25 protein-coding genes and 5 pseudogenes are annotated in these 26,398 nt (G+C 70.4%); 15 read left to right on the forward strand and 15 right to left on the reverse strand.

Features of this window, described 5'->3' with window-relative positions; genetic code table 11:
- Positions 1–606: 606 nt before the first annotated feature.
- Positions 607–743: pseudogene (locus IE237_RS16440) on the reverse strand (CorA family divalent cation transporter); the annotation flags it as partial.
- A 595-nt stretch (positions 744–1,338) separates the two neighbouring features.
- On the opposite strand from IE237_RS16440, the pseudogene IE237_RS16445 reads away from it, so the two are divergent.
- Positions 1,339–1,611, forward strand: a pseudogene (locus tag IE237_RS16445) (flavoprotein); the annotation flags it as partial.
- Positions 1,612–1,836: 225 nt separating this feature from the next.
- Here IE237_RS16445 and IE237_RS16450 read toward each other — a convergent pair.
- The gene (locus tag IE237_RS16450) at positions 1,837–2,196 is read right to left on the reverse strand and encodes a zinc ribbon domain-containing protein YjdM (RefSeq protein WP_141297605.1); all 360 of its coding nucleotides are present in this window, start codon (positions 2,194–2,196) and stop codon (positions 1,837–1,839) included.
- Between the two features lie 328 nt (positions 2,197–2,524).
- Between IE237_RS16450 and IE237_RS16455 the strand changes: the two genes are divergently transcribed.
- The 6 genes from IE237_RS16455 (at position 2,525) to IE237_RS16480 (ending at position 6,434) form a co-directional block, all read left to right on the forward strand.
- Positions 2,525–2,872 carry an ArsR/SmtB family transcription factor gene (locus IE237_RS16455; RefSeq protein ID WP_189802970.1) on the forward strand — a complete coding sequence of 116 codons (348 nt, stop codon included), beginning with the start codon at positions 2,525–2,527 and terminating at the stop codon, positions 2,870–2,872.
- 68 nt (positions 2,873–2,940) lie between these two features.
- Complete coding sequence (locus IE237_RS16460; protein ID WP_189802971.1) at positions 2,941–4,596, forward strand: SulP family inorganic anion transporter; 1,656 nt, start codon at positions 2,941–2,943, stop codon at positions 4,594–4,596.
- Positions 4,593–5,015 (forward strand): pyridoxamine 5'-phosphate oxidase family protein, encoded by a 423-nt coding sequence (locus IE237_RS16465; protein ID WP_141297604.1) that lies wholly within the window; start codon positions 4,593–4,595, stop codon positions 5,013–5,015. Before IE237_RS16460 ends, IE237_RS16465 begins: the two co-directional genes overlap by 4 nt.
- On the forward strand, positions 5,012–5,437 hold the full coding sequence (locus IE237_RS16470) for an ATP-binding protein (protein ID WP_229842713.1): 426 nt from the start codon (positions 5,012–5,014) through the stop codon (positions 5,435–5,437). The genes IE237_RS16465 and IE237_RS16470 overlap by 4 nt, the downstream gene beginning before the upstream one ends.
- 16 nt (positions 5,438–5,453) lie before the next feature.
- Positions 5,454–5,864 carry an STAS domain-containing protein gene (locus IE237_RS16475; RefSeq protein WP_189802714.1) on the forward strand — a complete coding sequence of 137 codons (411 nt, stop codon included), beginning with the start codon at positions 5,454–5,456 and terminating at the stop codon, positions 5,862–5,864.
- Positions 5,865–6,098: 234 nt separating this feature from the next.
- Positions 6,099–6,434, forward strand: a complete 336-nt coding sequence (locus IE237_RS16480) for an ArsR/SmtB family transcription factor (protein ID WP_141297602.1) — start codon at positions 6,099–6,101, stop codon at positions 6,432–6,434.
- A gap of 163 nt (positions 6,435–6,597) precedes the next feature.
- Here IE237_RS16480 and IE237_RS16485 read toward each other — a convergent pair whose 3' ends face one another.
- Genes IE237_RS16485 through IE237_RS16495 form a run of 3 tightly spaced genes read right to left on the reverse strand, consistent with a single transcriptional unit; the run spans position 6,598 to position 7,363 of the window.
- On the reverse strand, positions 6,598–6,756 hold the full coding sequence (locus tag IE237_RS16485) for a DUF6126 family protein (RefSeq protein ID WP_157848163.1): 159 nt from the start codon (positions 6,754–6,756) through the stop codon (positions 6,598–6,600).
- Positions 6,753–6,956: a hypothetical protein gene (locus IE237_RS16490; protein ID WP_189802715.1), complete on the reverse strand. Its 204-nt coding sequence runs from the start codon at positions 6,954–6,956 to the stop codon at positions 6,753–6,755. Before IE237_RS16490 ends, IE237_RS16485 begins: the two co-directional genes overlap by 4 nt.
- Complete coding sequence (locus IE237_RS16495) at positions 6,953–7,363, reverse strand: ATP-binding protein (RefSeq protein WP_189802716.1); 411 nt, start codon at positions 7,361–7,363, stop codon at positions 6,953–6,955. The genes IE237_RS16490 and IE237_RS16495 overlap by 4 nt, the downstream gene beginning before the upstream one ends.
- 112 nt (positions 7,364–7,475) lie before the next feature.
- Here IE237_RS16495 and IE237_RS16500 point away from each other — a divergent pair, with 112 nt between their 5' ends.
- The gene (locus IE237_RS16500; RefSeq protein ID WP_189802717.1) at positions 7,476–7,646 is read left to right on the forward strand and encodes a hypothetical protein; all 171 of its coding nucleotides are present in this window, start codon (positions 7,476–7,478) and stop codon (positions 7,644–7,646) included.
- A gap of 66 nt (positions 7,647–7,712) precedes the next feature.
- Here IE237_RS16500 and IE237_RS16505 read toward each other — a convergent pair.
- Both IE237_RS16505 and IE237_RS16510 read right to left on the reverse strand, forming a co-directional pair.
- Positions 7,713–8,445, reverse strand: a pseudogene (locus IE237_RS16505) (carbonic anhydrase).
- Positions 8,446–8,916: 471 nt separating this feature from the next.
- A complete protein-coding gene (locus tag IE237_RS16510) occupies positions 8,917–9,894 on the reverse strand; it encodes a winged helix-turn-helix domain-containing protein (protein WP_189802718.1) in 978 nt (325 codons plus the stop codon).
- Positions 9,895–9,983: 89 nt separating this feature from the next.
- Between IE237_RS16510 and IE237_RS16515 the strand changes: the two genes are divergently transcribed.
- From IE237_RS16515 to IE237_RS16530, 4 genes are all read left to right on the forward strand, one after another.
- A complete protein-coding gene (locus IE237_RS16515; protein WP_189802719.1) occupies positions 9,984–11,300 on the forward strand; it encodes an MFS transporter in 1,317 nt (438 codons plus the stop codon).
- A gap of 111 nt (positions 11,301–11,411) precedes the next feature.
- Positions 11,412–11,996 (forward strand): DinB family protein, encoded by a 585-nt coding sequence (locus IE237_RS16520; protein ID WP_189802720.1) that lies wholly within the window; start codon positions 11,412–11,414, stop codon positions 11,994–11,996.
- Between the two features lie 85 nt (positions 11,997–12,081).
- The gene (locus IE237_RS16525; RefSeq protein WP_189802721.1) at positions 12,082–12,282 is read left to right on the forward strand and encodes a hypothetical protein; all 201 of its coding nucleotides are present in this window, start codon (positions 12,082–12,084) and stop codon (positions 12,280–12,282) included.
- A gap of 329 nt (positions 12,283–12,611) precedes the next feature.
- The gene (locus IE237_RS16530) at positions 12,612–13,067 is read left to right on the forward strand and encodes a hypothetical protein (protein ID WP_189802997.1); all 456 of its coding nucleotides are present in this window, start codon (positions 12,612–12,614) and stop codon (positions 13,065–13,067) included.
- A 9-nt stretch (positions 13,068–13,076) separates the two neighbouring features.
- On the opposite strand, the gene IE237_RS41615 is transcribed toward IE237_RS16530, so the two are convergent.
- A complete protein-coding gene (locus IE237_RS41615) occupies positions 13,077–13,676 on the reverse strand; it encodes an erythromycin esterase family protein (RefSeq protein WP_370468189.1) in 600 nt (199 codons plus the stop codon).
- A 459-nt stretch (positions 13,677–14,135) separates the two neighbouring features.
- On the opposite strand from IE237_RS41615, the gene IE237_RS16545 reads away from it, so the two are divergent.
- Positions 14,136–14,447 carry an Lrp/AsnC family transcriptional regulator gene (locus tag IE237_RS16545; RefSeq protein WP_189802722.1) on the forward strand — a complete coding sequence of 104 codons (312 nt, stop codon included), beginning with the start codon at positions 14,136–14,138 and terminating at the stop codon, positions 14,445–14,447.
- 321 nt (positions 14,448–14,768) lie between these two features.
- Here IE237_RS16545 and IE237_RS41515 read toward each other — a convergent pair whose 3' ends face one another.
- On the reverse strand, positions 14,769–17,471 hold the full coding sequence (locus IE237_RS41515) for a helix-turn-helix transcriptional regulator (protein WP_308433084.1): 2,703 nt from the start codon (positions 17,469–17,471) through the stop codon (positions 14,769–14,771).
- Positions 17,472–17,667: 196 nt separating this feature from the next.
- Here IE237_RS41515 and IE237_RS16555 point away from each other — a divergent pair, with 196 nt between their 5' ends.
- Positions 17,668–19,839, forward strand: a complete 2,172-nt coding sequence (locus tag IE237_RS16555; RefSeq protein ID WP_189802724.1) for a M4 family metallopeptidase — start codon at positions 17,668–17,670, stop codon at positions 19,837–19,839.
- A gap of 581 nt (positions 19,840–20,420) precedes the next feature.
- Here the strand turns inward: IE237_RS16555 and IE237_RS16560 are convergent.
- Together IE237_RS16560 and IE237_RS16565 are read right to left on the reverse strand one after the other, a co-directional pair.
- The gene (locus IE237_RS16560; protein WP_189802725.1) at positions 20,421–21,257 is read right to left on the reverse strand and encodes a hypothetical protein; all 837 of its coding nucleotides are present in this window, start codon (positions 21,255–21,257) and stop codon (positions 20,421–20,423) included.
- Positions 21,258–21,956: 699 nt separating this feature from the next.
- A pseudogene (locus IE237_RS16565) lies at positions 21,957–22,106 on the reverse strand (CorA family divalent cation transporter); the annotation flags it as partial.
- On the opposite strand from IE237_RS16565, the pseudogene IE237_RS16570 reads away from it, so the two are divergent.
- Positions 22,099–23,190: pseudogene (locus tag IE237_RS16570) on the forward strand (hypothetical protein); the annotation flags it as partial. The pseudogenes IE237_RS16565 and IE237_RS16570 sit on opposite strands and share 8 nt — an antisense overlap.
- A 46-nt stretch (positions 23,191–23,236) precedes the next feature.
- On the opposite strand, the gene IE237_RS16575 reads toward IE237_RS16570, so the two are convergent.
- From IE237_RS16575 to IE237_RS16590, 4 genes are all read right to left on the reverse strand, one after another.
- Positions 23,237–24,037 (reverse strand): VOC family protein, encoded by an 801-nt coding sequence (locus tag IE237_RS16575; RefSeq protein WP_189802728.1) that lies wholly within the window; start codon positions 24,035–24,037, stop codon positions 23,237–23,239.
- Positions 24,038–24,136: 99 nt separating this feature from the next.
- Positions 24,137–24,637: a nucleotide triphosphate diphosphatase NUDT15 gene (locus tag IE237_RS16580; RefSeq protein WP_189802729.1), complete on the reverse strand. Its 501-nt coding sequence runs from the start codon at positions 24,635–24,637 to the stop codon at positions 24,137–24,139.
- Between the two features lie 261 nt (positions 24,638–24,898).
- The gene (locus tag IE237_RS16585) at positions 24,899–25,849 is read right to left on the reverse strand and encodes a universal stress protein (protein ID WP_189802730.1); all 951 of its coding nucleotides are present in this window, start codon (positions 25,847–25,849) and stop codon (positions 24,899–24,901) included.
- Positions 25,850–25,956: 107 nt separating this feature from the next.
- On the reverse strand, positions 25,957–26,355 hold the full coding sequence (locus IE237_RS16590) for a DUF5997 family protein (protein WP_189802731.1): 399 nt from the start codon (positions 26,353–26,355) through the stop codon (positions 25,957–25,959).
- Positions 26,356–26,398: the final 43 nt, after the last annotated feature.

A 26,398-nucleotide genomic window follows, 5' to 3' on the forward strand; every position in this document is an offset into this window, starting at 1 on the left:
GAACTGGCGCCGACAACGCCAAGCAGTCGCCCGCCGCTGTCACTACCAGCGGCGCTGTCGCACGATCGAGGGGCGGTCTCTTCGAGACCGCCCCTGACCGGCCACCGTCCCGCTACACTCCAGCCGCCCGGCATCGTCTCAGGTCAGACACCAAAGTCCTGCTGGAGTACTAGGCCGAGGAAGACGTCGATGTCGCCGGTGTCGATCACGTGCAGGCCCCTCCATCACGCTTTCGTCCGGCCTTGCCTCGGCACCGACCTGCCACATCCACGTTACGGAGAGCTCTTCCGGCCCGGGTGAAGCCGGTGCTCAAGCCCCTCATCAGCGGTCCGTCGATGCCTCCGGACCCGGTGACACCCCCCCCGGATCATTAACAACAAGGGGGGTTCTCCCCAGATTCCCCCCCCAGCGTTTCACGGATCCTTAAAAGGCCAGGTCGGAGGCCATGTAGGGCGAGGGCGAGGAGATCACCCGCATCACTTCTCCCCAGCGCCCCGTATGGGCGGTTTGCGCGGCGATGCATGCGCCAACAGTGCGCGGCGCGTGTTTGAGACGGGTGCTCGCTACAGCCGGGTCTCACCGCTTGAAAAGCACGTACAAACTGCCTCATACCAGCCCTATCAAGCCGATGGCGAAGGGTACCCGAGGCCCCAGCGCAGCTCCGGCATGGAGTCGAAGCTCATGCCATAAATAGTTCCCACCCGTGTGGGAGCAAAGGGAATCGCCGCCCACGAGAAGACCTTCAAGAAGTCCTCGCCCTCGGGGTGCTGACCTGCGCAGATAGACGTCTAAAGGGTGCTGACCTGCGGCTTTACTCCTTTCTGGAGCTTTCACGATGACACCGCCTTACGCGGTCGATTCTCCCCAGACACTCCCCAAGGCGGCTTGATTCTCCCCGGATTCTCCCCGGCTGGCGCTGCCTCGACAGGAGCATCGCCCCTGGTCAAGGCCGGTTCTCGGCTCGGAGAAGCGGCTACGCGAAGTGCCGGGGGAGGAGCGTGATCGTGTGGTCCGTGTTCTGGGCGGCCCGTCCCGGCGGGAGTCTTTCGTGAGTGGCCAGCGGTTCATGCCCTTGCAGTCCAGAGCGGGGTCGTCCTCGGTCGTCGTCCGAACACGCAGCCTGGGTTCCTGAGCAGGGACCCGAAGGAGCCCGCCAACGGGGGTCCTTCCTCGGCCTTCATCGGTGGAGTGCTCTCGTCCTGCGGCGCCGCCAGTTGGGCGGCCGGGGCGGCCCAGGTCAGGCGCCTCTCTTTGTGTCCCTAGAAGAAGCCGAGCTTCTTCGGCGAGTACGACACGAGAAGATTCTTGGTCTGCTGGTAGTGGTCGAGCATCATCCGGTACTCCTGCGGCACCGTCTACCCGCACGGCGTGGGCGAGCTCTCCCACCCGGAGAAGGACGTCTACCTCGTCGGCATGAAGTCCTACGGCCGCGCCCCCACCTGCCTCGCCATGACCGGCCACGAGCAGGTGCGTTCTATCGCCGCCGCAGTCGCCGGGGACCGCGAGGCCGCCGAACGGGTCGAACTAGCCCTCCCCGAAACGGGCGTGTGCGGCGGGGCGGGTCTCTTCGACGAGCCGGAGGCCGCCGAGGAGAGCGGTGGCAGCTGCTGAACCGAGCCCGACACCGAGGCCGGCGGGGCCGCGACCCGAACAGGGGACCGGTCCGGTGCTGGCTGGTCGGGGTTGCCTGCTGTCGCTGCCGCCGGTGCTGAGGGTGGAGGCCGGGGTCGATGCGCACGATGGAACGGCCCCGACGACACCGGCGCCGGACGCGCCGCCGCCCAGTTCCGTGAAGCGCACGGCGTCCGGGGCATTCTTGCGTGCGCGGTCCGCGGGTCAGGCCTTCTTGACCACGCTCGACTTGAGCTGCATGGCTCCGAAGCCCTCGATCCGGCAGTCGATGTCGTGGCCGTCGACGCCGTCGATCAAGCGGATGTTGCGGACCTTGGTGCCCGCCTTGATGCCCGAGGGACTGCCCTTGACCTTCAACGCCTTCATGACAGTCACGCTGTCGCCATCGCACAGCACGTTGCCGACGGCGTCCTTGACCACCCGCTCCCCCGTGGCGCCGGCGTCGCCTTCAGCGCTCTCGGCAGGTACCCATTCGTGGCCGCACTCCGGGCAGACCGCCAGAGCGTTCATCTCGTAGGTGTACTCACTGGAGCACTTCGGACACGGAGGCAGGTTGTCGCTCATTCACGCAGGTTTCTAAACGTCGGGAAGCGGGAGCGCCCTGGAGTAGACCGGCTGGCCGGCCGACGGGCAACCGCGCGATGGAGTAGCCATAGTAGCAAATTGCAAAATTCTGCAATTAGCTACATCCCAGGCAGGGGTGTCGCGCGTGGAGCCGGGCGGTGATCCCCGTGTGGCCCCGTAGTGCCCGCATCCCGGCAACGGGTCGCAGGATCGTTGAATTGCAAAAGTCTGCAATTTCATAGATGCTGCATGTGCTGTGCTCGTAGGTAGCCGCGGGCACAGCGCCAGGCGTTTGCCCCGTTCGGGGTGGTGAGAAGGGTGCGTGACCGTGCCGGTTCCGCTGTATCAGGCGAAGGCCGAGTTCTTCCGGATGCTCGGGCACCCGGTGCGGATAAGGGTTCTGGAGCTGCTGCAGGACGGGCGGATGCCGGTGCGGGACTTGTTGGCCGCGATCGAGGTCGAGCCCTCGGCACTCTCCCAGCAGCTCGCGGTCTTGCGCCGATCGGGGATCGTCACATCGACCCGTGACGGCGCGACGGTCGTCTACGAGCTGGCGGGCGGGGACGTGGCGCAGCTGATGCCGGCGGCGCGGCGGATCCTGACCGAGGTCCTGACGGGGCAGAGCGTGCTGCTGGAGGAACTGCGCGAGTCCGAGGTCGCGGCCTCGTGGGCGTGAACACCGCGGTGACGGCCGTGCTGGGCCGGGTTCGCTCCGTCCTGCCCGCCCGGGCGGACTACGCGGCGATGGCCCGCAGCCCTCGCCGGGACCTGTTGGCCGGCCTCACCGTGGCGATCGTCGCCCTTCCCCTCGCGCTCGGGTTCGGGGTCTCCTCCGGTTTGGGTGCGGAGGCGGGGCTGGCGACCGCCGTGGTCGCGGGCGCGCTCGCCGCTTTGTTCGGCGGGTCGAATCTCCAGGTGTCCGGGCCTACCGGCGCGATGACGGTGGTTCTGGTGCCGATCGTCGCCCGGTACGGACCCGGCGGCGTCCTCACCGTGGGTCTGATGGCCGGTGTCCTTCTGATCGGTCTCGCCGTCCTGCGGGCTGGGCAGTACATGCGGTACGTGCCGGCGCCGGTGGTGGAGGGCTTCACCCTGGGGATCGCGTGCGTGATCGGCCTCCAGCAGATACCCAACGCACTCGGGGTCGAGAAGCCGGAGGGGGAGAAGGTCGTGCTGGTGGCGTGGCGGGCCTTCGTGGAGTTCGTGGCCTTCCCGAACTGGACGGCGATCGGCCTGTCCGTGGGTGTCGCGGTGGTGATGCTCGCCGGGGCGCGGTGGAAGCCGACGGTCCCGTTCTCGATCGTCGCGGTGATCGCCGCGACCGTGATCGCGCAGCTGTTCCATCTCGACGCGACGGCCCCGATCGGGGCCCTTCCCGCCGGGCTCCCCGCCCCGTCGCTGGCCTTCCTCGATGTGTCCGCGTTCGGCTCGCTGCTGGCCCCGGCGGTCGCGGTCGCGGCGCTCGCCGCGCTGGAGTCCTTGCTGTCGGCGACGGTGGCGGACGGCATGACGGTGGGGCAGCAGCACGACCCGGACAAGGAGCTGTTCGGCCAGGGCGTCGCCAACCTGGCGGCCCCGCTGTTCGGCGGCGTCCCGGCCACCGCCGCCATCGCGCGTACCGCGGTCAACGTCCGTACCGGCGCCTCGTCCCGGCTCGCCGCACTCACCCACGCCGCGGTACTCGCCGTGATCGTGTTCGCCGCCGCCCCACTGGTCTCGAAGGTCCCCCTCGCCGCGCTCGCGGGGGTGCTGTTGGCGACGGCGATCCGGATGGTGGAGGTCGGCTCGCTGCGCGCGATGGCGAAGGCGACCCGCTCTGATGCTGTCGTTCTGGTCCTGACCGCCGCCGCCACCCTGATTCTCGACCTCGTGTATGCGGTGATCATCGGCCTGGTCGTTGCTGGGGCCCTGGCCTTGAAGGCGGTGGCGAGCCAGGCGCGGATGGAACAGGTCGACTTCCGGCCCGACCTACCCGGCGAGCACAGCGACGAAGAGCACGCCCTGCTCGCCGAGCACATCGTGGCCTACCGCATCGACGGACCGCTCTTCTTCGCGGGCGCCCACCGTTTCCTCCTCGAGCTCTCAGAGGTCGCCGACGTCAAGGTGGTGATCCTCCGGATGGCGCGGGTGACCACCCTGGACGCCACCGGCGCCCTCGTCCTCAAGGACGCCGTGGAGAAGCTGCACCGGCGCGGCATCGCCGTCATGACCTCCGGCATCCGGCCCGGCCAGCGCCAGGCCCTGGACGCCGTCGGCGTACTGGAGCTGCTGCGCCTCGAAGGCCGCGAGTACGCCACCACCCCGGAGGCGATCGCCGGGGCCCGCAAGCATCTGGAGCAGGCGGGACTGCTGCCCCGTACGCCTCACCGACCGCACCGCATCCGGAAGGCCGCACGATGAGCGTCCCCGCCGACCTCCGCATGATCGAGGTCTCCGGCACCGAGGCCCTGTGGCTCCTGGAAGGCTCCGCTCAGGGCCGCCTCATCTACATCCAGCGGGAGGTGGCCGTTGTGCGGCCCGCCGCGCACGTGATGGAGTACGGACGCCTCGTCGTCCGAGCCCCCGTGCAGGCCGCCACGATCCCCGGCCGGGCACTGCTGACCTACCAGGTCGATGAGATCCGCACCCCGGTGGGGACCGGCTGGACGGTCAGCGCCCACGGGCCGGCTGACGTCATCGCCGACCCGGACGAGGCCGCCCACTACCGGCGTACCCTGCCCGGCTGGAGTCACGGCCCGCACGACACCCTGCTGCGCCTGCACCCGCAGTCCGTGTCCGGGTTCCGTCTCGCCCGTACGGTCTCGGGGGCGGGCCGGTGAGCGTTCAGGTCGAGGCGATGCCCTACCGGCATGTGCTGGTCGTGCCAGCCATGGGCTCGGCCGTGCGTATCGCCCGGGAGACCACCGAGCTGGTCCTCGTGGAATGCGGGGTGGGTCTTCGCCATCCGAGCGTGGGACCGGCGCTGCTGATCGTGGCCGAGTTGGTCACCAACGCCGTCCGTCACGCCGCTGTGTCCTCGCCGGTGATCACCGTGACCTACGCCCGCGGACCCGGCGCCTTTGCGTTCGCCGTCCACGACCGTCACCCCTATCAGCCCGCTCTGTTCGGTGCGCTCGGCACCGCGCCGGGCAGCGGCCTGGTCATGGTGGTGGAGATGACGATGGAGCTCGGCGGCACCGCTGTCGTGCGGGCGGATGCGGACGGGCGTGGCAAGGCCATCTGGATCACCCTTCCCGTGTGAAGTCGAGGAGCTGACGATGACGATTGAATGGCGCTACACCACCCGTCAGGACGTGGGCGTGTTGTCCTTGGCCGGGTATCTCGGCGCGGAGGCCACCGACCGGTTTGCCGGAGCGATCGGCTGGGCGCTCGCCCGTGGCACCGGCCCGGTCATCCTCGATCTGACCGGACTGCTGGGCTGGTCGCCCGGCGGGCAGGTCGCCGTCGCCCAGGCCGCCCGCCGCCTCGCCGAGAGCGGACGCCCGCTCGAGCTCGCCGCGATCCCCGCCGACGGCTCGCTCGTCCCCGATGCGACCTGCCCGCCCGTGCCCGTCCACTGCGACCTCGCCGCCGCTCTGGCCGCCCACGGAGCTCGCGGGACGGTCAAGCAGTGGACCACCGACGACTGGCCCACCGGGCAGTCGCCCGAGGCGCCCGCCCTCATCTGAGACCAGCACCACCGTCCGGAGGCCTGGTCCTGAAGACCGGGTTCCTCAAGAAGGCCTGACCGGCGAAGGCCCCGCTCCGGGGAGTCGAAGGTCACGAAGGCACCCCGCCAGGACCCGCGAGTTGCAGGGATCTGCAATTGTGGAGGTCGCAAGGTGTGAAGAGGGCCGAACGGATGCCCTACGAAAGAACGGTTCCGGGTGGATGAGATGGGCAGTCAGGGGAGAGGTGCACAGGTGACCACGCCGCTGTACCAGCTGAAGGCAGAGTTCTTCAAAACGCTGGGGCACCCGGTGCGCATCCGCGTCTTGGAGCTCCTGTCCGAACGCGAGCACGCGGTCGCCGAGATGCTGCCCGAGGTCGGCGTGGAAGCCGCGAGCCTCTCCCAGCAGCTCGCCGTCCTGCGCAAGGCCAACCTGGTGGTCACCCGCCGCGAAGGCTCGAACGTCCACTACAGCCTTACCCATCCCCAGATCGCCGAGCTCCTGCGGGTCGCCCGCGGCATCCTCTCCGGAGTCCTGGAAGGCCAGGTCGAACTCCTGGCCGACCTCAAGGCCGGCCGCCACACCTGAACAGCGCCCGACGGTGCCGGCCCTACGGGGCCCGCACCCCACATGCGGCGGCCGTCTTCCGTTCGTGCGGGTTCAACGCGCTTCTGAGACCGGAAGACGGCCGCTCTCCTCCCATGCCGAACCCGCACCCCAGACGTGCCTGGATCCCACTCCGGTCCCGGTCTCACTTCTGGGCGTGCTGCCCCACGTAGAAGAGCAACCAGATGAACCCGGCGAACACGTGCGTGCCGAAGATGTAGAAGAAGGCCCGCATCGCGACGCCCTTCTCCTTCCACTTCTCGTGCTCCGCAGCCGTGTCCTTCTCGGGCAGGTTGTCCGTCATGATTCGTCTTCCTTCCTGGTGCCCGGCTCCTCGACCGGGCGGCGGCACGGACGGACGAGAACCTGCATGCCGTGCTCGCCTGCGTGCTCGATGACGGCCGCGACCTCGCCGGCCTCGACCGTGCGGACCTCCGGCTCAGGGCGGGTGCTTAGGTAAGTGATCTCGTACGACTGGGCGGCCTCTCCACTGCTGTTGGTCACGGAGTGCCTTCCGGAAGGATGAAGCGGACGACAACCGTCTTGCCGCACCCGCCGGAGAAGGGCTCGATGCGGACGTCACCGCCGAACGTCCGCGCCAGGTCAGCCACCGTGCGCAGCCCCTGCCCGGCGGCTCGGCCGGCGTCGGCCAGCGTTATCGGGCGCGAGTCCAGGTCCCCGACGGAGGCCACGAGCAGGTCCTCGGTCATGTGGAGGGTGACCTCTGCGTCCGGGGAGTGCTGAGCGTGCCGGACGGCGTTGGTCACGAGCTCGCTGACCACCAAGAGCACGGCTCCGAAGAGCGCCGAGGAGCTCTCCAGCCCGAAGAGGACCAGAGAGCGTTCGCAGCGCTCGCGCGCGGCCCGCACGGAACCCGGCACCAGCGGCACCGTCCACACGTGCTTGCGCACCTCGACAGCCGTCTGCCCGCTGGGGCGCCTGACCATCACCGACGCCCCGGACCCGCAGAGGGCAACCCGAGGTTCATCGGGTGTCCCACGCACCGGTGGCCACACCGTGATCGTGGGCCACGCGCAGCGCGTCCTCCAGCTCCTCCGCGGCCTGCGCCTCATCGAAGGCATCGTCAGCCTCCTGCGCAGCCTGAAGGCGAGCCCGCGCCACACGGACCCGTTCCAGCGCCGCTTCCTCGAACCCGGCCACACCGCACCCCCCGTCCGCCATATCCAGAACTAGTAAATTGCATAACTCTGCAAGTCTAGCTGGTGCGGGTCCGCCCGGAAGTTCACCGGCCACGGCTGATCAGGGCACCTTGCGCACCAGCTGGCTGGTCAGCTCGTAGCGTGCGCCGACAATGCCCAGGCAACCGTCGGCGATCCGGGCGGCGAGGTCCGGCTCGGCGGTAAGCCGCGCCCGGACCCGGCGCACGTTCTCGGTGACCGCCGCGTCGATCCGGGCCTCGCCCTCAAGCCCGTGATCGATCGCCGGCCGGATCCGCTCTGCCAAGTAGCGGATGTGCGCCAGGAGCGCGCCGCCGGCCTCGGCGGGCACGGCAGCGGCGACGGCTCCGCACCTCTGATGACCCAGGACGACGATCAGGGGGACGGCCAGTTCGCGATGCTGCCCAGGACCGCTTCGTCCAGGACCTCGCCCGCCGACCGCACGGTGAGCAGATCACCCAGCCCTTGGTCGAAGATCAACTTCGGTGGCACCCCCGAGTCCATGCGGCCCAGGACCACCGCGAAGGGGTGCTGCCCGCCCACCAGCGCCCGGCGGACATTCCCAGTACGGTCCGGATGGCTCTCGTGAAACGCTCGCCACCGCCGGTCCCGGCCACCAGCTCACGCCACGCAGGCCCCGGCGCGCACGGCTGCGACCCGCCAACGGCTGCCGCCCCGGCTCGCGCCCCCGAGGCTGCCGACGCCCCGCACACCACCCCCCCCGCCTCTAACGCCGCGGCCCCGCTCAACGCTGCACGCACCAGTCGGCGACGCGCGGCAGGCACCTCTGCCCCACAGTCACGATCGACACTCATGTCCGGACAAGCCAGACGCCTCCCTTGCCCGGGTGGCGGGCGCAGGCCGGGCCTTGAGCAAGATTTGGGCGACCCCAGGATCGGCCAGGCCTCGTCGGCCAGCCCTCTCCGTGGACTGCTGGCGTACGCCTGCCGCCTGGGCGGTGCGAAGCCCCCGTTCACCAGCTCCGGTTCCGAGGCCGGCCTGCTCCCACTGCGGAGCGCCGTCCTGGCCTCTGGCCCGTACGTAATCCGCCAGGCAGCCGAGCATCCGGCCGTCCTGAAAACCTGCCTCACCCCTGGAACGGCTCCACGGCGCGTGGCTGACCGTGCTGCTGCCGGTCTAGGGCAGCGGCCTCTCAGGCCCTTGCCCACCTCGAACGAATCGTCCCGTGCCATGCTTCGCACGCGGATCGTGCGTACGGCGGCAGGCGGGCCGGCCCTTCGCGCATCTGTTGGGGGCGCCTCAAGAAGCAGTGCCGATCCGAGGCTTCAGCCCGAAGCGGCGACCAGTGCCTCGCCGAGCGGGGTGCGCCGGTAGAGCACCGACCGTCCGGACCGGGCGCGGACGAGCAGCCCCGCGCCTCGCAGGATGGCGAGGTGGTCTCCTACCGCGCCGGGTGCCATGGCGAGGCTTCGGGCGAGGTGGCTGGTACTGGCCGGGGCCTCCAGCGCCAACAGCAGCCGGGCTCGGGCCCGGCCGACCAGAGCGGTCAGCGCGTCCGGTTGGGGGACGGTCTCCTGTTCGCCCCACAGGGCGGCGGTGCCGCGGGCAGGATAGACCAAGGTCCTGGGCCAGGGGTCTTCTATGTGGGCGGCGATATGCCCGACGACGACCGAAGGGATCAGCAGGAGCCCGTCGCCGGCGAGGCGGACCGTTCCGCCTCGGAAGAAGCCGATCTCGATACCGCCGGCGCGCCAGGCGATGCCCGGGTGCAGGCTCTCGATGGTCGCGGCCCACCCGTGTTCGCCGATCACACCCACCCGGTGCACGACATCGCGCTCACAGATCGCGCGCAGTTGCGGCCAGTCCGCGGCGAGCAGCTCGTGCCACGCCTGGTCCATCGCCTCGGCGATCCTGGAGACGGTGTCCGGCGAGTCCAGCACTGCGCGTACGCGGGGATCGCGGGCGGACGGGCCGGTCGCGGTGGCGGCGAATTCGTGGCGGGCCGCTTCCAGCGGTGTGGCCCGGATCATGGCCAGGTCGTCTGCCCAGGTCTGGTTGAGGCCGCGCGGGGGCGGGGCGACGAAGTTCGGTCCGCCTTGCGGGGTCTGCAGGGCGAGGGCGGCGTTCAGTTCGGTCTCGCGGCGAAGCCGTTCAAAGGCCGGCATGAGCCGGGTGGCCCAGGCTCGCGGCAGCGGCTGCCCTCGGCCGGCGAGCGAGCGCAGCAGCAAACAGAGGTCCAGCGCGGGCGACAGCGCGAAGCGGCTGCGCAGCAGGTCCTCGACGGAGACTTCGAAGCGGAGCACGCTGCCAGGCTACCGCGGGACGTCTGCTTCGATTCGTCCAGCGACGAATCATTGGTGAGTGGCGTGGACGCATGGCGAGGCTGGGCGCCATGACCCCAACCGCCGAACCCGCGCAGGTCAACCACCGCGCCACCTACCGGGAGGTGCTGGCCGAGCCGCGATTCCGGCTGCTCTTCTCGACCCGCACCGTCGCGATCACCGCGGACGCGATGCGGATCACCACGTTCTCGGTGCTGGTCTTCTCGACCACCGGCTCCGCGCTGCTGAGCGCACTGGCCTTCGGCATCGGCTTCATCCCGCAGCTGTTCGGCTCGCTGCTGCTGGGCTCACTGGCCGACCGACTGCCGCCCCGCACGCTCATCGCCGGCGGCTACGCCTTGACGTGCGCCGCCGCCCTGCTGATCGCCCTGGTGCGGATGCCGATCGCGGCAAGCCTCGGTGTCGTGGCGCTGGTCGCCCTCGCCACACCGGTGTTCAGCGGCGCGTCGAGTCGGCTGGTCGCGCAGTGGCTGGAGGGCGACGCCTATGTACTGGGCCGTTCACTGAACAACATCGCCGCCTCCGGCGCGCAATTGTTCGGTCTGGCGCTGGGAGGCGCGGTCGTCGCGGTACTCGGCCCACACCGGGCGCTCGCGGTAAGCGCCGCCCTCTACCTCGGCTGCGCGCTCGCCATCCGCATCCGGCTACCCCGGATGCAGCCGGGGGAGCCCGGCGGCACACCCGCCGGCGCTCGGGGCGAGGGCGGGGCCGTCCGGGCAAGCCTGCACGGGTCCGGCCTACTGCTGCGCGGACACACGGTGCGACGACTGATGCTGGCCCAGTGGCTCCCGCCCGCGTTCGTAGCGGGCGCGGAAGGCCTGATCGTCGCCTACGCGGGAGGACGCCACTTCGCGCCCGGCTGGTACGCGGTGCTGATGGGGTGTCTGCCGGTCGGCATGCTGGTCGGTGACCTGCTGGTGGGCCGACTGCTCCGGCCACCCACCCGGGAGCGACTGGTAGTCCCGTTGATCGCGCTGATGGGACTGCCGCTGGTCGGCTTCGCCGCCGAACCCGGAGTGGGCGTCTCGTCCTGTCTGCTGCTGCTCTGCGGCTTCGGATTCGCCTACGGTCTCGGCCTGCAACGGCCGTTCCTGGACGCCCTGCCGCAGGACGGCCAGGGCCAGGCCTTCGGCCTGCTCGGCTCCGGCGGCATGACGCTTCAGGGCGTCGGGCCGGCCTGCTTCGGCTCGGTGGCCGCAGGCATCGGAACAGGCGGCGCAATCGCCCTGGCAGGCGGCGCGGCGGCGCTTACCGCCGGCTGGATTCTCACCTGGCACCCGCCCACATCCCCGGTCCCCGTCCCGAACTGTTCGACGGGATCAGCGAACGGCACCGAACAGCATGCGTGTCGTGCTCCTGCGCGGTGACCGTCACAGGTCGGGTCGGCCGCGAGCCGTTACACACCCCACCCCCACCCCCATCCCCACGTCTCTCTGACAGACAGCTTCCCGATAAAGCCCATGGAAGGTTCATGCCGCATGATCGACGAATTCGCGAAGGACAACCTGCACGGGAGACTGCGGCGGGACCGCGAGGCGCTGCTCTGGAAACTCGACGGCCTGTCCGAGTACGACGCCCGCCGGCCTTTGACCGTCACCGGGACCAATCTCCTCGGCCTGGTCAAACACGTGGCCACCGTCGAGGCCAGGTACTTCGGCGAGGTCTTCGACCGCCCTTCCCCGGAACCGCTGCCCCGGTGGCAGGACCACGACGGCAGCGATCAGTACGCCACCGAGGACGAGACCCGCGATCAGATCATCGCGTTCTACCGGCGCACGTGGGAGCACTCGGACGCCACGATCAACGAGCTTCCCCTCGACGCCCCCGGCCACGTGCCCTGGTGGCCGGAGCCATATCCCAACACGAACCTGTTCGCCATCATGACCCACGTCCTCGGCGAGACCAACCGGCATACCGGGCACGCGGACATCCTGCGCGAGGGCCTCGACGGCCGGACCGGCCTGCGCCCCGAACACGAGCAGCAGATCGACGAGGAAGCCCGCGCGGCCCACCGCGCGAAGATCGAGCAGGCCGCCCGGTCGGCCGCACCGATCAAGGCGTAGAGGTTGTCTCACGTGACGTGATCGTGCGGCATGATGCCGGTCGTGGGTGCCGTACACGACAATCTCACCCTCGAGCCGCTCATCCATGGCATGCCCGTCCGGTCCCGCCGGGGACTACGGCGGGCGCCGACCCGTCAAACTCCGCGCGGACAAGGCGTACTTCTCCGTCGAGCACCTGACCCAGCTGCGCGAGATCGGGCGCGTCGCGCGCAGCACACGGCCCGGCATCGAGTCCGGAGAACGCCTCGGTCGGCACCGCTGGAAGATCGAACGGTCGATCGCATGACTCTTCGGCGACCGCCGCCTCACCGTCCGATACCAACGAAACGGCTCGCACTGGCTGGCCTTCCTCGGCCTGGCTGCTGCCCTGACCGGCTACGAGAAGCCGGCGGAACCTGCCACGCTACGCACCCTCTAAGAGGTCGTTTCCTATGGTCCATACGGCCTTGCTGCGCCTTTGATGCCTTCGGTGAGCGTAGGGAAGAGCTTCGGAGCGAGCTGAGCCGTGCAGGGGGCCGGGCTGAAGGTTGCCGGGTACGGGAAGTGTGCGGTGTTCGACAAACGAGGATGCTGTTGTCGTTCAGCCTGAGGCGGGGGAAGGAAGAGGTACGGACGATGCTGTTCTCGGTTCCGGATCAGGCCTGGTGGTGGATCGCGGCTGGGGCGACCGTGGCGGCCGTGATCACGTTCGTGGTGCTGCCGCCCGAGCCCGACGAGGTGCCAGAAGCGGTCCGAGCCGCAGTCGAGCGGAACAGGAGGATCGGCAAGTGGGGTGCCTGCCTCGGGGTCCCCGTCCTCTGCGCCATGGCCGGCCTGACGGCGCTGATCCGGCCGGAGCCGGCGCCAGTCATTCTGTTCCTGTACAGCGCTGCGGCCGGATCCATGCCGATCGCCCTGCTCCCGATCCGGCGTCGGATGCATCGGCACTACTTCGCCCAGCTGCAGACCCCCGGGAGCAAAATCACCTTGGACCGCCTCTCGGCCACCTGGCTCTACAGCATCCTTGGCATTGTGATCCTCGCATCGACTGCGGCAGTGATGTCGGCGACGTATGAGCCCAGAGGTCTTTGAGGCAGCGCCCTACCCGGTGAGTCGTCGGTAGTGGATGAGGCTGGTGGCGATGGCCGTGAAAGCGAGGAAGTGTTCTGGCTTGCGTTCGTAGCGTCGGTGGAGCCGACGGCAACCGGCGAGCCAGGACATGGTCCGCTCGATGACCCATCGGTGACGGCCGAGCCGCCCGGAGGTCTCGATGCCCCGGCGGGCGATCCGTGGTGCGATGCCCGGGAACGGAGCCAGCGCCGCAGGTGAGGGCAGTCGTAGCCCTTGTCGCCGCCGTAGGCCCCGGTCCAGCTCGGCGAGCTGCGGGGTGAGGCCGGGGCGGGCCGTGGCCGCGTAGGCGCTCACCCTGTCGTACAGCTCCGCGCCGGCGAACCCACCGTCGTCGCCGACGAAGCGGACCGGGTCGTGGGGGTGCTTGACGTTGTACGAGCGTCTCCACCGGAGCAGATCGCGGTACTCGGCGTTGTTCCACCACCGATAGGTGCCCTGGAACTCCTCGTCCATGATCTGGTTCAAGTCGCCCTCACCGCCCACGAGGTAGGCATCGAGCCCAAGTCCGGTGCTCCACGGGGCTTCGAGGGCGAAGGCCCGGAAGTCCTTCTCCTCGACCGGGTACCGCAAGATGCGGCGCTTGACGGTGAAGAACTCGTGCGAGCCCCTGGTTCGGTACCCGGCCGGCCCCAGGATGTGGGGCCGGCCGCGGGGTGCTGGGGATACCCGCGCACCTGTCACCTGGTCGGAGTCCGCGCCGTAGGGGTGGGGTTGGCCGGTGCGAGCCGCCTGCCGGGGATCACCCGGACACCATGACGATGGCAGGACGACGTTCCCCAGGCGAGGGGCCGGGCATCATCACGCACATGTCGAGCGTGATGCACTCGATCTGTACGGAGCAGTGGAGCCTTCGGCGCGTGACTCATGCGTGGCGCGCACGGTTCGGGGAGTTGGCCGTGGACATGATCGACCGTCACATACTGAACGTCCTCCGCAAGGACGGGCGAGCGCCCGTGTCGGATCGCACGTGCTGTGGGACTCTCAGCGGCTCCGTGCGCGCGCCGCATAGAGCGCAACGAGAGGGCGGGTGTGATCCGCGGCTACACCGCGGTCATCGAGGACAGCCGGGCGGGCATGCTTCAGGCGTTCATCGAGATCCGCCTGCTCGGCGCGACCGACAGCGACGAGAGCCAGGGCATCTCCGAGAGCATCCCGGAGATCGAGGAGAGCCACAGCATCGCCGGCACCTCCGACGCCCTGCTCAAGCTCCGGGTCCGGGACGTGAAGCACCTTCAGCAGGTGATCAACGCCGTACGCCGGACCGGCAAGGTGGAGGGCACCAAGACCTTCATCATCATGAACACCTGGACGCGGGCGACCGGGCAAGCCGTCACCCCGTAACGGCATCACGCCCGAGGCTCGGAGGCCATCCGCCTGTCGGCGGCGGGCTTGTTCGGTCGAACAGGGTTCCGGACCCGCTTCGGGCCCGGTGATGGAAGGTCGTCCGGGCGGGTCTTTCGGAGAGACGGCAACAGGGATCCGCTGACCGACGGGTCCATGGCAAACCTCGGAACTGTCGCTGCGGGCCGTCAGCAGTTCCGAGCCCCCGAAACGTGCAGTCATGGATTGGTGGGCAAGGGTTCTGACGATCCGTGGTGCAGGCCAGACGTCTTCGCCCGGTACGCGACCGAACCCGGCGGCTCCTGGAGCCGTCCGGGCGGGTCACTCGTGTGCTGGTGTGACGGTGTGCGCGAGTTGGACGCGTGAGTGCAGGCCGAGTTTCCGGTAGACGCGGGTGAGGGTCGCTTCGACCGTTTTGACGCTGACGGTGAGGGTGGTGGCGATGTCGCGGTTGCTCGTTCCGGCGGCGGCGAGCTCGGCGCAGCGTTGTTCGGCGGAGGTGAGGCGGGGGTGGGCGTTGTCGTCCGTGGGGGCGGCTTCCAGCCGTCTGAGGGTGTGCGCGGCGGTTTCGGCCCAGGGATATGCCTGGTGGGCGGCGAAGAGGTCGGCGGCGCTCTGCGCGGCGGTGCGGGCGCTGGCGCGTCGGCGTCCGCGTCGTTCGGTGTGGCTGAGTGCGAGCAGGGTCCTGCCGCGTTCGAGGGGGAGGGGGCGGAGATGCTCGGCCGCGTCGGTGAGGCGCCGGGCCGCGGTGTCGTAGTCGCCGCGGGCGGCGTCCAGGAGCGCCTGGGCGCGTTCGAGCGGGGGGAGGACCGTGTGCCTGCCGAGGTCGACCGCGGTGCGGCGGGTGTCGTCCAGCAGGCTCTGTGCCCGGTCGAGGTGGCCGAGGGCGACGAGGGTCTCGGCGAGTTCGGGATGCCAGCGCAGGACAGAGGGGTCGTGGACCTGCTGGAGTTCCTCCAGAGTGCGGACCTCCACCAGGGCTTCCAGGGCTTCCTTGGGGCGGCCGGTGGTCAGGAGGAGGTGGCCGAGGGCGTAGAGGTTGCGGGAGAGGAAGACCTTGTTGTCCTCCTGTCGGGCGGTGTCGACTCCGCGGCGTGCGTGGAGGAGGGCGAGGTCGGTGCGCCCGGCGGTGCCCTCGACGAGGGCGGAGGTGTAGCAGGCCGGTGAGGGTGACAGGGCGGTTACGTCGGTCAGTGCCTGGGCGCGGTGGGCGTGATCGAGTGCCCTGGCGCACCGTCCGGCGCGGAGGTCGGCCTCGGCGAGACTGCGCAAGATGTCCACGGTCGCCTCGGCGTCTCCCGTCCGCTCGGCTTCGACGAGCAGGGGGAGCAGCGCGGTGCGGGCCTCCTCGGGGCGGTCGTCGAAGAGGGCGTGCCGGGCGGCGAGGTGCTGGGGTGTGCCGTTGACCGGGATGGAGGCGGCGCGTGGCAGGGACAGGGCGCGGGCGAGCGTGGTCGCGGCGTCGGGGTGGCCGAGGACGCGTTGGAGGCGGGCCTGCATCGTGAGGGCCATGACGGTGGTGGTGGTGTCGCCGGCGGTCTCGGCGAGGGCGGTGGCCCGGCCGGCCAGGGCGCACGCCTGGTGGGGGTTGCCCTCGTTGACGTTGGCCCAGATGGATTGGCGGATGAGGATCTGCGCGGTGAGGTCGGGTCGTCCGGCCGCCGCGTGGAGTGCGTCGGCGAACAGTTCGTCCGCGCTGTGCAGGTGCCGGCCGCTCGCGTCGATCAGGGCGACGAGGGCGTCGACGCGCTGGGCCGGGGTGGTGTCGTGGCCCAGGATGAGGCCGGCGGCGGCCCGGCCGCGGGGGAGGTCGCCGTAGTGGGAGGCGTCGCGTACGGCGGTCAGGGCCCGTTCGATGAGCAGGTCGCCGTTGTCGTGCGGGGTGCGCTGGGCGGCGAGGAGGGAGAGCTCTGCCGCGAGCGCGTGGTCGCCGCGCTGCCGGGCGCGTGCGGCGGCGCGGGCGGCGTGGCGGGCCGACCGCGGGTCGTCGGCATCGGCCGCCAGCGCGGTGTGCCGGTCGCGGCGGACGCTGTCGCGGCTGGCCTCGGCCAGGCGGGCGTGCAGGAGCCTGCGCGCGTGCCCCGGCTGCCGGGCCACGAGTTCGGTGCCGATCGCGGAGGCGGTGAACCGCACCGTTCCGCCGGGCTGTTGGAGGTCGATGAGTGCGGCCGCTTCGGCCTCGGCCAGGAGGCTTTCGGCTGCCGGGCCGGCGAGAGCGCTCAGCAGGTCGAGGTCGCGCCGGTCGTCGAGCGCGGCGAACGTCAGCAGTTCCTTGACCTCCTCCGACACGGTGCCCAGCCATTCGCCCACCAGTCGGCGGGCCGTCGGCGGCAGGGCTGACTCGCTTCCACCATCCCGGTCTGGGAGTGGGCGCGAGGCGTCGGCCAGTGCCAGGGCCAGGGCCGGGTTGCCTCCGCTGTGGGTGTGGATGCGCGTGACCTCTCGGGGGGCGAGCCGGTACGGGGACAGCAGCGTCGCGACCTGAGAGGCAGTCAGGGGCGGGATGCGCACCGCGTACGCGTCCTCCCCGCTCCAGTGGCCTCCGGTCTCCGGGCGCCAGGTGCGCTCGGCCGCGATGACGGGAAGGTCCGGGGTCAGGCGGAGTGCCCAGCCCAGGACGGCCGCGCTGGCCGGGTCCAGCCACTGGGCGTTGTCCACGACCAGTGTCATGGGTGGTGCGTCCCGCAGCAGAGCGGCGGTCTGCCGGCGCAGCCGCAGGGCCGAACCGGCACCGTCCGGGGGGCCCGGCTGGTCGGTGGCCTCGTCGAGTCCCGCCGTCAGCTCCCGTGCGGCGGGCAGTGCTTGGAGGGCCAGCGCGAGTTCGAGCAGCCCGGCACAGGAAACCTGGGCGTCCTGCGGACGCGGGGCCAGCCGTAGGACGGGCAGGCCCAGCCGTCGCCCCAAGGCCCCGGCCGCGGTGGTCTTGCCGCTTCCGGGCGGCCCGAACAGGACCACCCGGCGGGTGCCGTGCACGTCTTCCGGCACCACCGGCAGCACGGGACCGGCCTCGTGGGACGCGTTCATCCACGCAGAGTCTGGCATCGGGCCATGGTGCGCCCGCCGGGCCTCCCCGTCCAGATCAAGGGGTTGCCCCGATGTCGGCTGCCTCCCGCGTCCCTAGCCTCATGGCCACAGCCGGGCCAACCGCTGCCGAACGCCCCCCGCACCGTAGATGACGTTCTGCGGCACATCCCCGACAAGGCCCGGCGGAAGGATTGCGATGAACCGCAAGAACGCCCTGGCAGCCGGTGTCGCGGCAGCCCTCGCCCTGGGCTCCGTGACCATGGTGGCCACCCAGTCCAGCGCGGCCCCCCAGCCCACCGCTGCCGCCGGTAACTCCGCCGCCCGCCCCGGCGCCGGGTTCCAGGCGATGACGGCCGACGCGCGCGGCGTGGCGATACGCACGGCCGACCGGAACGCGGCCGCAACCGCCCGCGAGCTCGGCCTGGGCCCCGACGAGCGCCTGGTGGCCAAGGACGTGCTGATCGACGCCGACGGCACCCGGCACGTGCGCTACGACCGCACCTACAGAGGCCTGTCCGTCATCGGCGGCGACCTGGTGGTGCACCTCACCGAAGACGGCACGATCACCGGCTCGGACCTGGCGCACCAGGGCGCGATCCGGATCGCCGGCACCACCCCGAAGCTGACGGCGGCCGACGCCTCGGCCAAGGCCGTGAAGCACGCCAAGCACGTGAAGCACGCGAAGGCCGGAAGCAAGGACAGCACCCTGGTGGTGTACGCGGTCGGCAAGATCCCCGTCCTCGCCTACCGCTCGACCGTCACCGGCGAGGGCGAGACCGGCCCGGCCTCGCGGCAGGCGGTGATCGTCGACGCGTCCAGCGGCGCGGCGCTGGACCAGTACGAGCTGCACCAGAGCATCACGGGCACCGGCAACGGCGTCACCGCCGGCCAGGTCTCCATCGAGACCACCCAGTCCGGCAGCGGCTACACCCTGACCGACGCCGCGCACGGCGGCACGATCGTCTATGACTCGTACAACAGCCCGCAATCGAACCCCAGGCAGAACGCCCGGGCCTTCTCCAAGACAACCAACTCCTGGGGCAACGGCACCACGTCCAGCCGCGAGAGCGCCGCGGTGGACGCCTCCTACGGCCTGGCGAAGACCTGGGACTACTACAAGAACTCCTTCAACCGCTCCGGCATCCGCAACGACGGCCGAGGCGCCCCCGCCTACGTGCACGTCGACACCGGGCTGCTCAACGCCTTCTACGACGACGACTGCTTCTGCATGTACTTCGGCGACGGCTCCTCGCAGAACAGCAACACCCCGGTCACCGCGCTGGACGTGGCCGGCCACGAGATGAGCCACGGCGTCACCGCCGCCACCGCCGACCTCAACTACTCCGGCGAGTCCGGCGGCCTCAACGAGGCCACCAGCGACATCTTCGGCACCATGGTCGAGTTCTCCGCCGACAACACCGGCGACCCGGGCGACTACTACATCGGCGAGAAGCTCAACATGTCGGGCGGCTACATGCGCCGGATGGACAACCCGGCCGCCGACGGCAGATCGCTGTCCTGCTGGAACTCCAGCGCCGGCTCGGTGGACGTGCACCTCTCCTCCGGCATCGGCAACCACTTCTTCTACCTGGCCGCCGAGGGCACCGGGGCGAAGACCATCGGCGGACGCTCGCACAACGGCACCACCTGCAACAACGACACCTTCACGGGCATCGGCAAGGACAAGGCCGCCGCGGTCTGGTACCGGGCGCTGTCCACCTACATGACCTCCACCACCAACCACGCCGGCGCCCGCACCGCCACCCTGCAGGCCGCCGCCGACCTGTACGGCACCAACTCCCAGGAGCGCTACCTCGTCTCCAAGGCGTGGGCCGCCGTCAGCGTCGGCACCGCACTGCCCGACCCCGGCACGGGCACCCCCACCCCCTCGCCGTCCACCCCCACGCCCTCGCCGACCACGCCCCCCAGCGGGAACGCACTGGCCAACGGCGGCTTCGAGCAGGGCACCAGCGGCTGGACCCAGAGCGACGACATCATCACCAACTCGTCCCTGCAGGCCGCGCGTGACGGGTCCTGGTACGCCTGGATGATGGGCTACGGCGCTGACGCCGTCGAGTCCCTGTCCCAGTCGAACATCGCGGTGCCCTCCACCGGCACCCCGAAGCTCACCTTCTGGCTGAAGGTCACGACCCAGGAGTCCGGCTCCACCGCCTACGACACCCTCAAGGCCAAGGTCAACGGCACCACGCTGGCCACCTACTCCAACGCCAACGCGAGCTCCGGATACGTCCAGCAGACCGTCGACCTGTCCGCCTACAAGGGGCAGACGGTGAAGCTGGAGTTCGCCGGTACCGAAGACACCTACCTGTCGACCATCTTCCTGCTCGACGGCATCGCCATCGGCTGACCGGTCCCGCTCACCACCCGTGCTCCCGCGGCCGAAGCCCCCCTCGGGTGCTCCGGCCGCGGGAGCCACCGCATGCACGGGGCGGCCCGGTTCCCACTCCGCGGGTTTTCCGGTGTGTTCAACCACCGATCACCCTTCTATCGCGTACATGACAGATATGATCGCGAATGTCTTCGCGGCAGGTCAAACCACCTCATACAGGGAAGAAATCACGTCCACTCGTCCCGGATCACCCGTCAGTCACCCCTGGCGCCAGGCGGTTCGGAGACTCCCGCCCCCAGCGCACGCCGCGGGCGAGCATCCACGCTCGTCTCTCCGGCGTGCGTGGAAATCCATGAGGAGCGTCCGTGCCACTCCTGCCGCGAAGAAGTCGCGCAACCGGCGAGCCGCCCTCGCAGCCTTGCTCACCACCGCCCTTGCCGCGCTCAGCCTTCCCCTCGCACTCAGTCCGGTGGCTCGCAATGGGGCCGCGGCGCTCAATCCCGGTACAGGCCCTGCTTGCCCTTGCTGGAGGAGGTCAGGCCTCCTACCGGCCCTGGGCTCACTGCCACTGCGGCGTCCGGCCGTTCCCTCTGCCCCCGTCAAGGGCAGGCGCCGGCAGGGTCGTCGTGGACGAGAGCGCAGATCATCTGTGCGCCGCGCCCGTGATCGGGGTACGTCTTGAGCAGGTCGGCCTTGAAATCGTTCCACTGGCGCGTGATCTCGGCGGTGGCTCCGGCCGTGGCGTGCCGGAAGTTGTCGTCCGGCTTAGAACGGGCTGATGCGGCGGTGTCCTTGTTCAGCGCGCGGTTGTGGGAGACGCGGCCGTCGCAGTCGGCGGGTTTGACACCGGTGGAATCGACGTCGGTGTAGCAGCCCGTGGTGAGGCCGACGGGGATGAGGGTGCGCGCGTCCCGGGTCCAGTCGGCGTCCTTCATGCCGCTGTAGCGGCCCATGTCGAGGAACGGCGCGACCTCGGTGCGCCCCAGCCCGGGTGGGTTTTCGAGCCCGATCGGGCCGGGGGCGGCCCGGTCCGTCCAGTTGGAGTGCGAGTAGAAGTCCTCGATCTGGTGCCAGCCGCGACCGAGCTGTTCGAGGACCTCGCACTTGGCCCGTTGGGGTTTCTCGTCCCAGGTGCAGTGCGAGGACAGATCGCTCTGGTCGGCACGCACCTTGCCGTCGGCGTCGACGAGGCCGTCGGCGGCCTCGACCGCGTTGCGGAAACGGGTGACGGAGGTACGGATGCACAGCCGTGCGAGGGCCCACTCCCTGCGGTACTCGCCGTCGTACTCCGGCACGCGCTGCCAGCCGGCGTGTTCCAGGAACCGGGCGATCTCGTAACCCTTGCGGTAGTAGAGGTGTTCGTCGCCGCAGATGACGCGGGCCAGTTCCTCCAGGGTGTTGGCGTCCAGGATGCCGAGAGGGCAGTGCGGGGTCATGCCGAGCCTTCCGTGATGTCTTCAGATTCCTCGTCCTCAGCCGGTTGCAGACTCGCGAGGGGAGTTCCGGCTGGGCGCCGGCCGTCGCGGAGTTCGGAGCGCCGGAGTACGACCTCCCGATCACCGAGATCCCCGGCACCTCGTCCGCAAGCGTCCGCCGGCTTCGGGCCCGGGGGTGCTGGGTTTGGCCGCGGGGGCGGATCAGGTCGGGGATCCGGCGGCGGATCGTGGAGGGGTGCCCGCCCGCCTGGTCGACTCGGCTGAACCACAGTTCCCGACGGCGGGTGGGTCCCAGGACTCCAGCTGCAGGATCCGCGCCACCTGCCGGCGCAAATTCCTCTCCAGGGTCGCCTGCTGAGATCGGCCCCCTCACCGGCCCGGCCCGCTGTCACTCATGGTGATTTGCCGCGACGGCGACGAGCCGTCCAGAGGGCGGCGAACCGTCCGGCGAACGGGCTTGATGGCGTAGGTGCGAGGTGCTGCTGACGGCTCCGTTCTCCCCAGATCCTCCCCAGCGCTTCCGGATCCCCGAAAGGCCAGCTCAGAGGGCCTGCGGAACGGAGGGCGAGGAGATCACCCGCATCACTTCTCCCTAGCGCCCCCTATGGGCGGTTTGCGCGGCGATGTATGCACAAACAGTGCGCGGCGCGTGTTTGAGACAGGTGCTCGCTACAGCCGGCCTCTCTGCTTGAAAATCACTTACAAACTGCCGCATACCACCCCCATTAAGTCGATGGTGAAGGGGTACCCGAAGCCCCAGCGCAGCTCCGGCAGGGAGTCGAAGCTCATGCCATAAATAGTTCCCACCAGTGTGGGAGCAAAGGGATTCGCCGCCCACGATGAGATCTTCAAGGACACCTCCGGCGGCGCCTACTTCTACCTCGACGACCGGGACCGGGTCGTCCTCGCCGACTCCCGCCAGCACGTCCTGCGCATCGCCCACCGCCAGAAGGTCGACGGCGCCTGGGAGTTCGTCGTCGAGAACGACTGGGACCTCACCTCCCTCGTCCCGCACGACTGCGTCAGCTGGACCAACCTCTTCCCCAGCGGCGTCTGCGACCCCGTCACCTCCGTCATGCCGGACTGGGACGGCCGCGTCTGGTGGGTGACCCGCCTCGGACGGGTCGGCACCGTCGACCCCGCGACGGGCGCCCTGCGGGTGATCCGGCTCGACGGCGAGGAGATCCAGAACTCCTTCTCCGTCGCCGAGGACGGCGTCTCCGTCGTCACCGACCACGCCCTGTACAGCTTCCGTGCCGACGCCGACGGCGTCCCCCGTGTCCAGTGGCGCGAGACGTACGACCGGGGGACCGGCACCAAGCCCGGCTCGGTGAACCAGGGTTCGGGCACCACCCCTGACCTGTTCGGCACCGAGGACCAGTACGTCGCCATCACCGACAACGCCGACGACCGCATGAACGTCCTGGTCTACCGCCGCGGTGCCGGAGTGCCCGCCGCCGAGCGGCTCGTCTGCAAGGTGCCGGTCTTCGGCGCGGGCGCCTCCACCACCGACAACTCCCTGATCAGCTGGGGCAACAGCCTCGTCGTCGAGAACAACTACGGTTACGAGAACCCGGGCACGCTCCTTCTCGGCCGCAGCGTCGTCGGCGGTGCGACCCGGATCGACGTCCGCGCCGACGGCAGCGGCTGCGACACGGTCTGGGAGAGCGACGTCCGCTCGCCCTCCACGGTCCCGAAGCTCTCCACCGCCAACGGCCTTCTCTACTTCTACGAGAAGCGCCCCAGCTCCTGGGGCATCGACGCCTGGTACCTGACGGCCGTCGACTTCCGCACCGGCAAGCGCGCCTTCTCCCGCTTCACCGGCACCGGTCTGTCCTACGACAACAACTGGGCGCCCATCACGATCGGCCCCGACGGCACCGCGTACGTGGGGGTCTTCAACGGCATCGTCGCCGTCCGCGACCAGGCCTGACGCACGACGGCGCGGCGCCCCGTGGCGCCGCGCCGCTCCACTCCGGCTACTCGAACTCGGGCATGTCCCCGACGGTGGTCTTCATGTCGATCACCGCGAAGGCGGCACCCTGCGGGTCCACGATCGCAGCGAACCGGCCGAACGGGCTGTCCATCGGCCCGAACACCTTCTGCCCGCCGAGGGCTTCGGCCCGCTCGACGGCCTTGTCGCAGTTGTCGACGGCGAAGTAGATCTGGATGTACGAGGGGATCTCCGCCGGGAAGTCCTCGTCCGACATCACCATCCGTCCGAGCACCGGCTGCGGGCCACCGAGGTCGAAGACCCGGTAGTCCATGTGCTCGTCCTTCATCTTCTGCGAGCCGTAGCCGAAGACCTCGGTGAAGAAGGCGTCGGCCTCGGCCGGCTTCCGGGTGAAGACCTCGGCCCAGGCGTACGAGCCGGGCTCGCCCTCCAGCTCGAAGCCCTCGTGCTCGCCGCCCTGCCAGACGCCGAACACGACGCCCGAGGGATCCTGCGCGATGCACATCGAGCCGAAGGCGCCGACCTGCATCGGCTCCATGAGGACGGTGCCGCCCGCACGCCGGATCTTCTCCGCCGTCGCCGCGACGTCCGGTGACGCGAGGTACAGACACCAGGCCGACTTCGGCTCCCCGTCCTGTCCCGGCATCGGCGGGACGACGGCCGCGACCGCCTTCTTCTGCCGGTACGCCTGCGTGTAGTTGCCGTACTCCGACGAGGACTCGCCGAAGTCCCAGCCGAGGACATCGCCGTAGAACGTCTTGGCGCCCTCGACGTCGGTGAACATCGCGTCGGTCCAGACCGGCGTGCCTTCAGGTCGTGCGGCCATGACGGTGACTCCCACTTCCGATTTCGATGACGTGTTCCTGTGGGCCACGCTAGTCACGCTCGACGGGGTGCGCTCGGTGACGCACCGGTGCTCCCGGGCTCAGCCGGACAGCCGGCCCAGGGCATAGCGGTGGAACGGCCCGTCGGGGATCGGGAGCCCGGGCCGCCACATCCGCAGCACCTGCGCCGACGGCAGGAACAGGGCCTCCGGCAGGTCGTCCGGGTCCGTCCACTCCCAGCGCTCGATCTTGTCCGGCTCGGCCACGGCGGGCACGCCCCGGAAGCCGCGCACGGCCGTGGCCGCGGTCATCCGCGTCAGCCGCGCCGAGGTGACCGTGTCCAGGAGCAGCCCGAGGACCTCCACGTCGGCGGCGTCCGCGACGAGCGTCGTCTCCTCGGCCAGCTCGCGCACCGCCGCCTCCTCGATCGACTCGCCCGGCTCGACCTTGCCGCCCGGCAGCTCCCACACTCCGGAGCGGTCCAGTCCCAGGAGCACCCGGCCGGCCTCGTCGGTGACCACGACCCCGGCGCCGAGCGAGGCCCCGGCGGACGGCGGCTCGATGTTGCGGCGGGCGGTGGCGGCGTGATCTGCGGTCGTCATGCGCCCTGTCTACCAGCCACCACCGACACGCACTCCGGAACGTAACAAAAAATAAGAAACCTCTTGAAACGTGTGAAAAAGGGAGGAAACTCGTTCTTACACCGGACAACCGGAAGAGAGCCGCACCCGCCGACGGAGACGTCCGAAGGCCCGCGTGACCCTGATCTCGGCTCTGGCCAGGCCCCCGGCGGGGCCGGTCGGGCACGGAGCCGTCGGCGACGGCCGACGACCGCGCGAACCGACCCGGACCGCCGGGGACTGTCATGTCCGGGGCTCCGCGGGGGCGGGCGGCACCACCGCCACCGGACAGTGCGCGTGATGCAGCACCGCGTGGGCGACGGAACCGATGAGCAGCGAGCCGAAGCGGTGCCGGTGATGCCGCCCCACGACCACCAGACCCGCGTCCCGCGACCCCTCCACGAGCCGGCCCGCCGCGTCCCCCGGCGCCACCACCGGCACCAGCTCCACCCCCGGCCAGCGCGCCGCGAAGGGCCGCAGCCGCTCCTCCTGCTCCAGCCCCGCCTCCTTCACGAGATCCTCCGCCTCGTCCCCGAGGGGCAGAGGCGGCGGCACCTGGAGCGCGGGCGAAGGCGCCACCAGGAGCGGGGTCTGCGGCGGCGGCAGCCGGAGCGCGGTCACCGCCTCCAGCGGTACGCCCCGGTGGTGAGCCACCTCGAAGGCGAAGCCCACCGCCTCGTCCGAGGTCTCCTCCGGGTGCAGCCCGAGCAGCACCCGGCCCGCCTCCGCACCGGCCTCCAGCGCCGCCGCGCGCGCCTCGTGCGGCACGACGACCAGCGGGCAGGGCGCCGTCATGGCCAGAGTCCGGCTCGTCGAGCCCAGGAGCAGGCTCGCGAAGCCGCCGCGCCCCCGGGAACCGGTCACCAGGAGCCGCGCCCCCCGCGCCGCCGCCGGCAGGGCGTCCGTGACGGAGCCGTCCAGCGAGTCGTACCGCACCGGCACCCGGTGCCCGCGCTCCTCGACCACCGTCCGCACGGCCCGCGCGACCGTGTCGGGCAGCTCCGGCTCCGTACCCAGGGAAGCGATACGGGCGGCGCCGAGCTGCAGGGCCTCGGAGCGCACATGGGCCACCACCAGCGGCGCGCCCAGGCCCTCCGCGGCGCTCAGCGCCCACTCCAGGGCCCGGAGACTGTGCTCGGACCCGTCCACGCCGACGACGACCGCCGGCTCGTACGCGGTGCTGGTGTCACTCATGGGGGAATGACTCCCGCGCTGGGGCGGACGCCACGCCGGTCACCCGGGAAACGCCACGCCGGTCCGGTCCGAAGCGTCTCGGACCGGACCGGCGTGACGGGAGAGGATCAGGCGCCCGGCTGGCGGCGCGCCCGCTCGGCGTCGCGCTCCTTGATGCGGACGGTCTCCTTGCGGACCTCGGACTGGGTGGCGCGCTCCTTCTTCAGCCACTCGGGGAGCTCCTGCTTGATCGCGTCGATCTGCTCGGTGGTGAGCGGCTCGGTGATCCCGCCGCGCGCGAGACCGGCGATGGAGACGCCGAGCTTGTTGGCGACGACCGGGCGGGGGTGCGGACCCTTCTCGCGCAGCTCCTGGAGCCAGGCGGGCGGGTTGGCCTGGAGCTCGGTCAGCTCGGCGCGCGAGACGACACCCTCCTGGAACTCTGCGGGGGTGGCCTCGAGGTACACACCCAGCTTCTTCGCCGCGGTCGCGGGCTTCATGGTCTGGGTGTTCTGGTGCGACGTCATGGTGTCAAGGGTATCGAGCATGCGGGCGAGCTCCGACCATGTC

It is taken from the genome of Streptomyces tanashiensis, from assembly GCF_014648895.1.
Lineage (GTDB): Bacteria > Actinomycetota > Actinomycetes > Streptomycetales > Streptomycetaceae > Streptomyces > Streptomyces tanashiensis.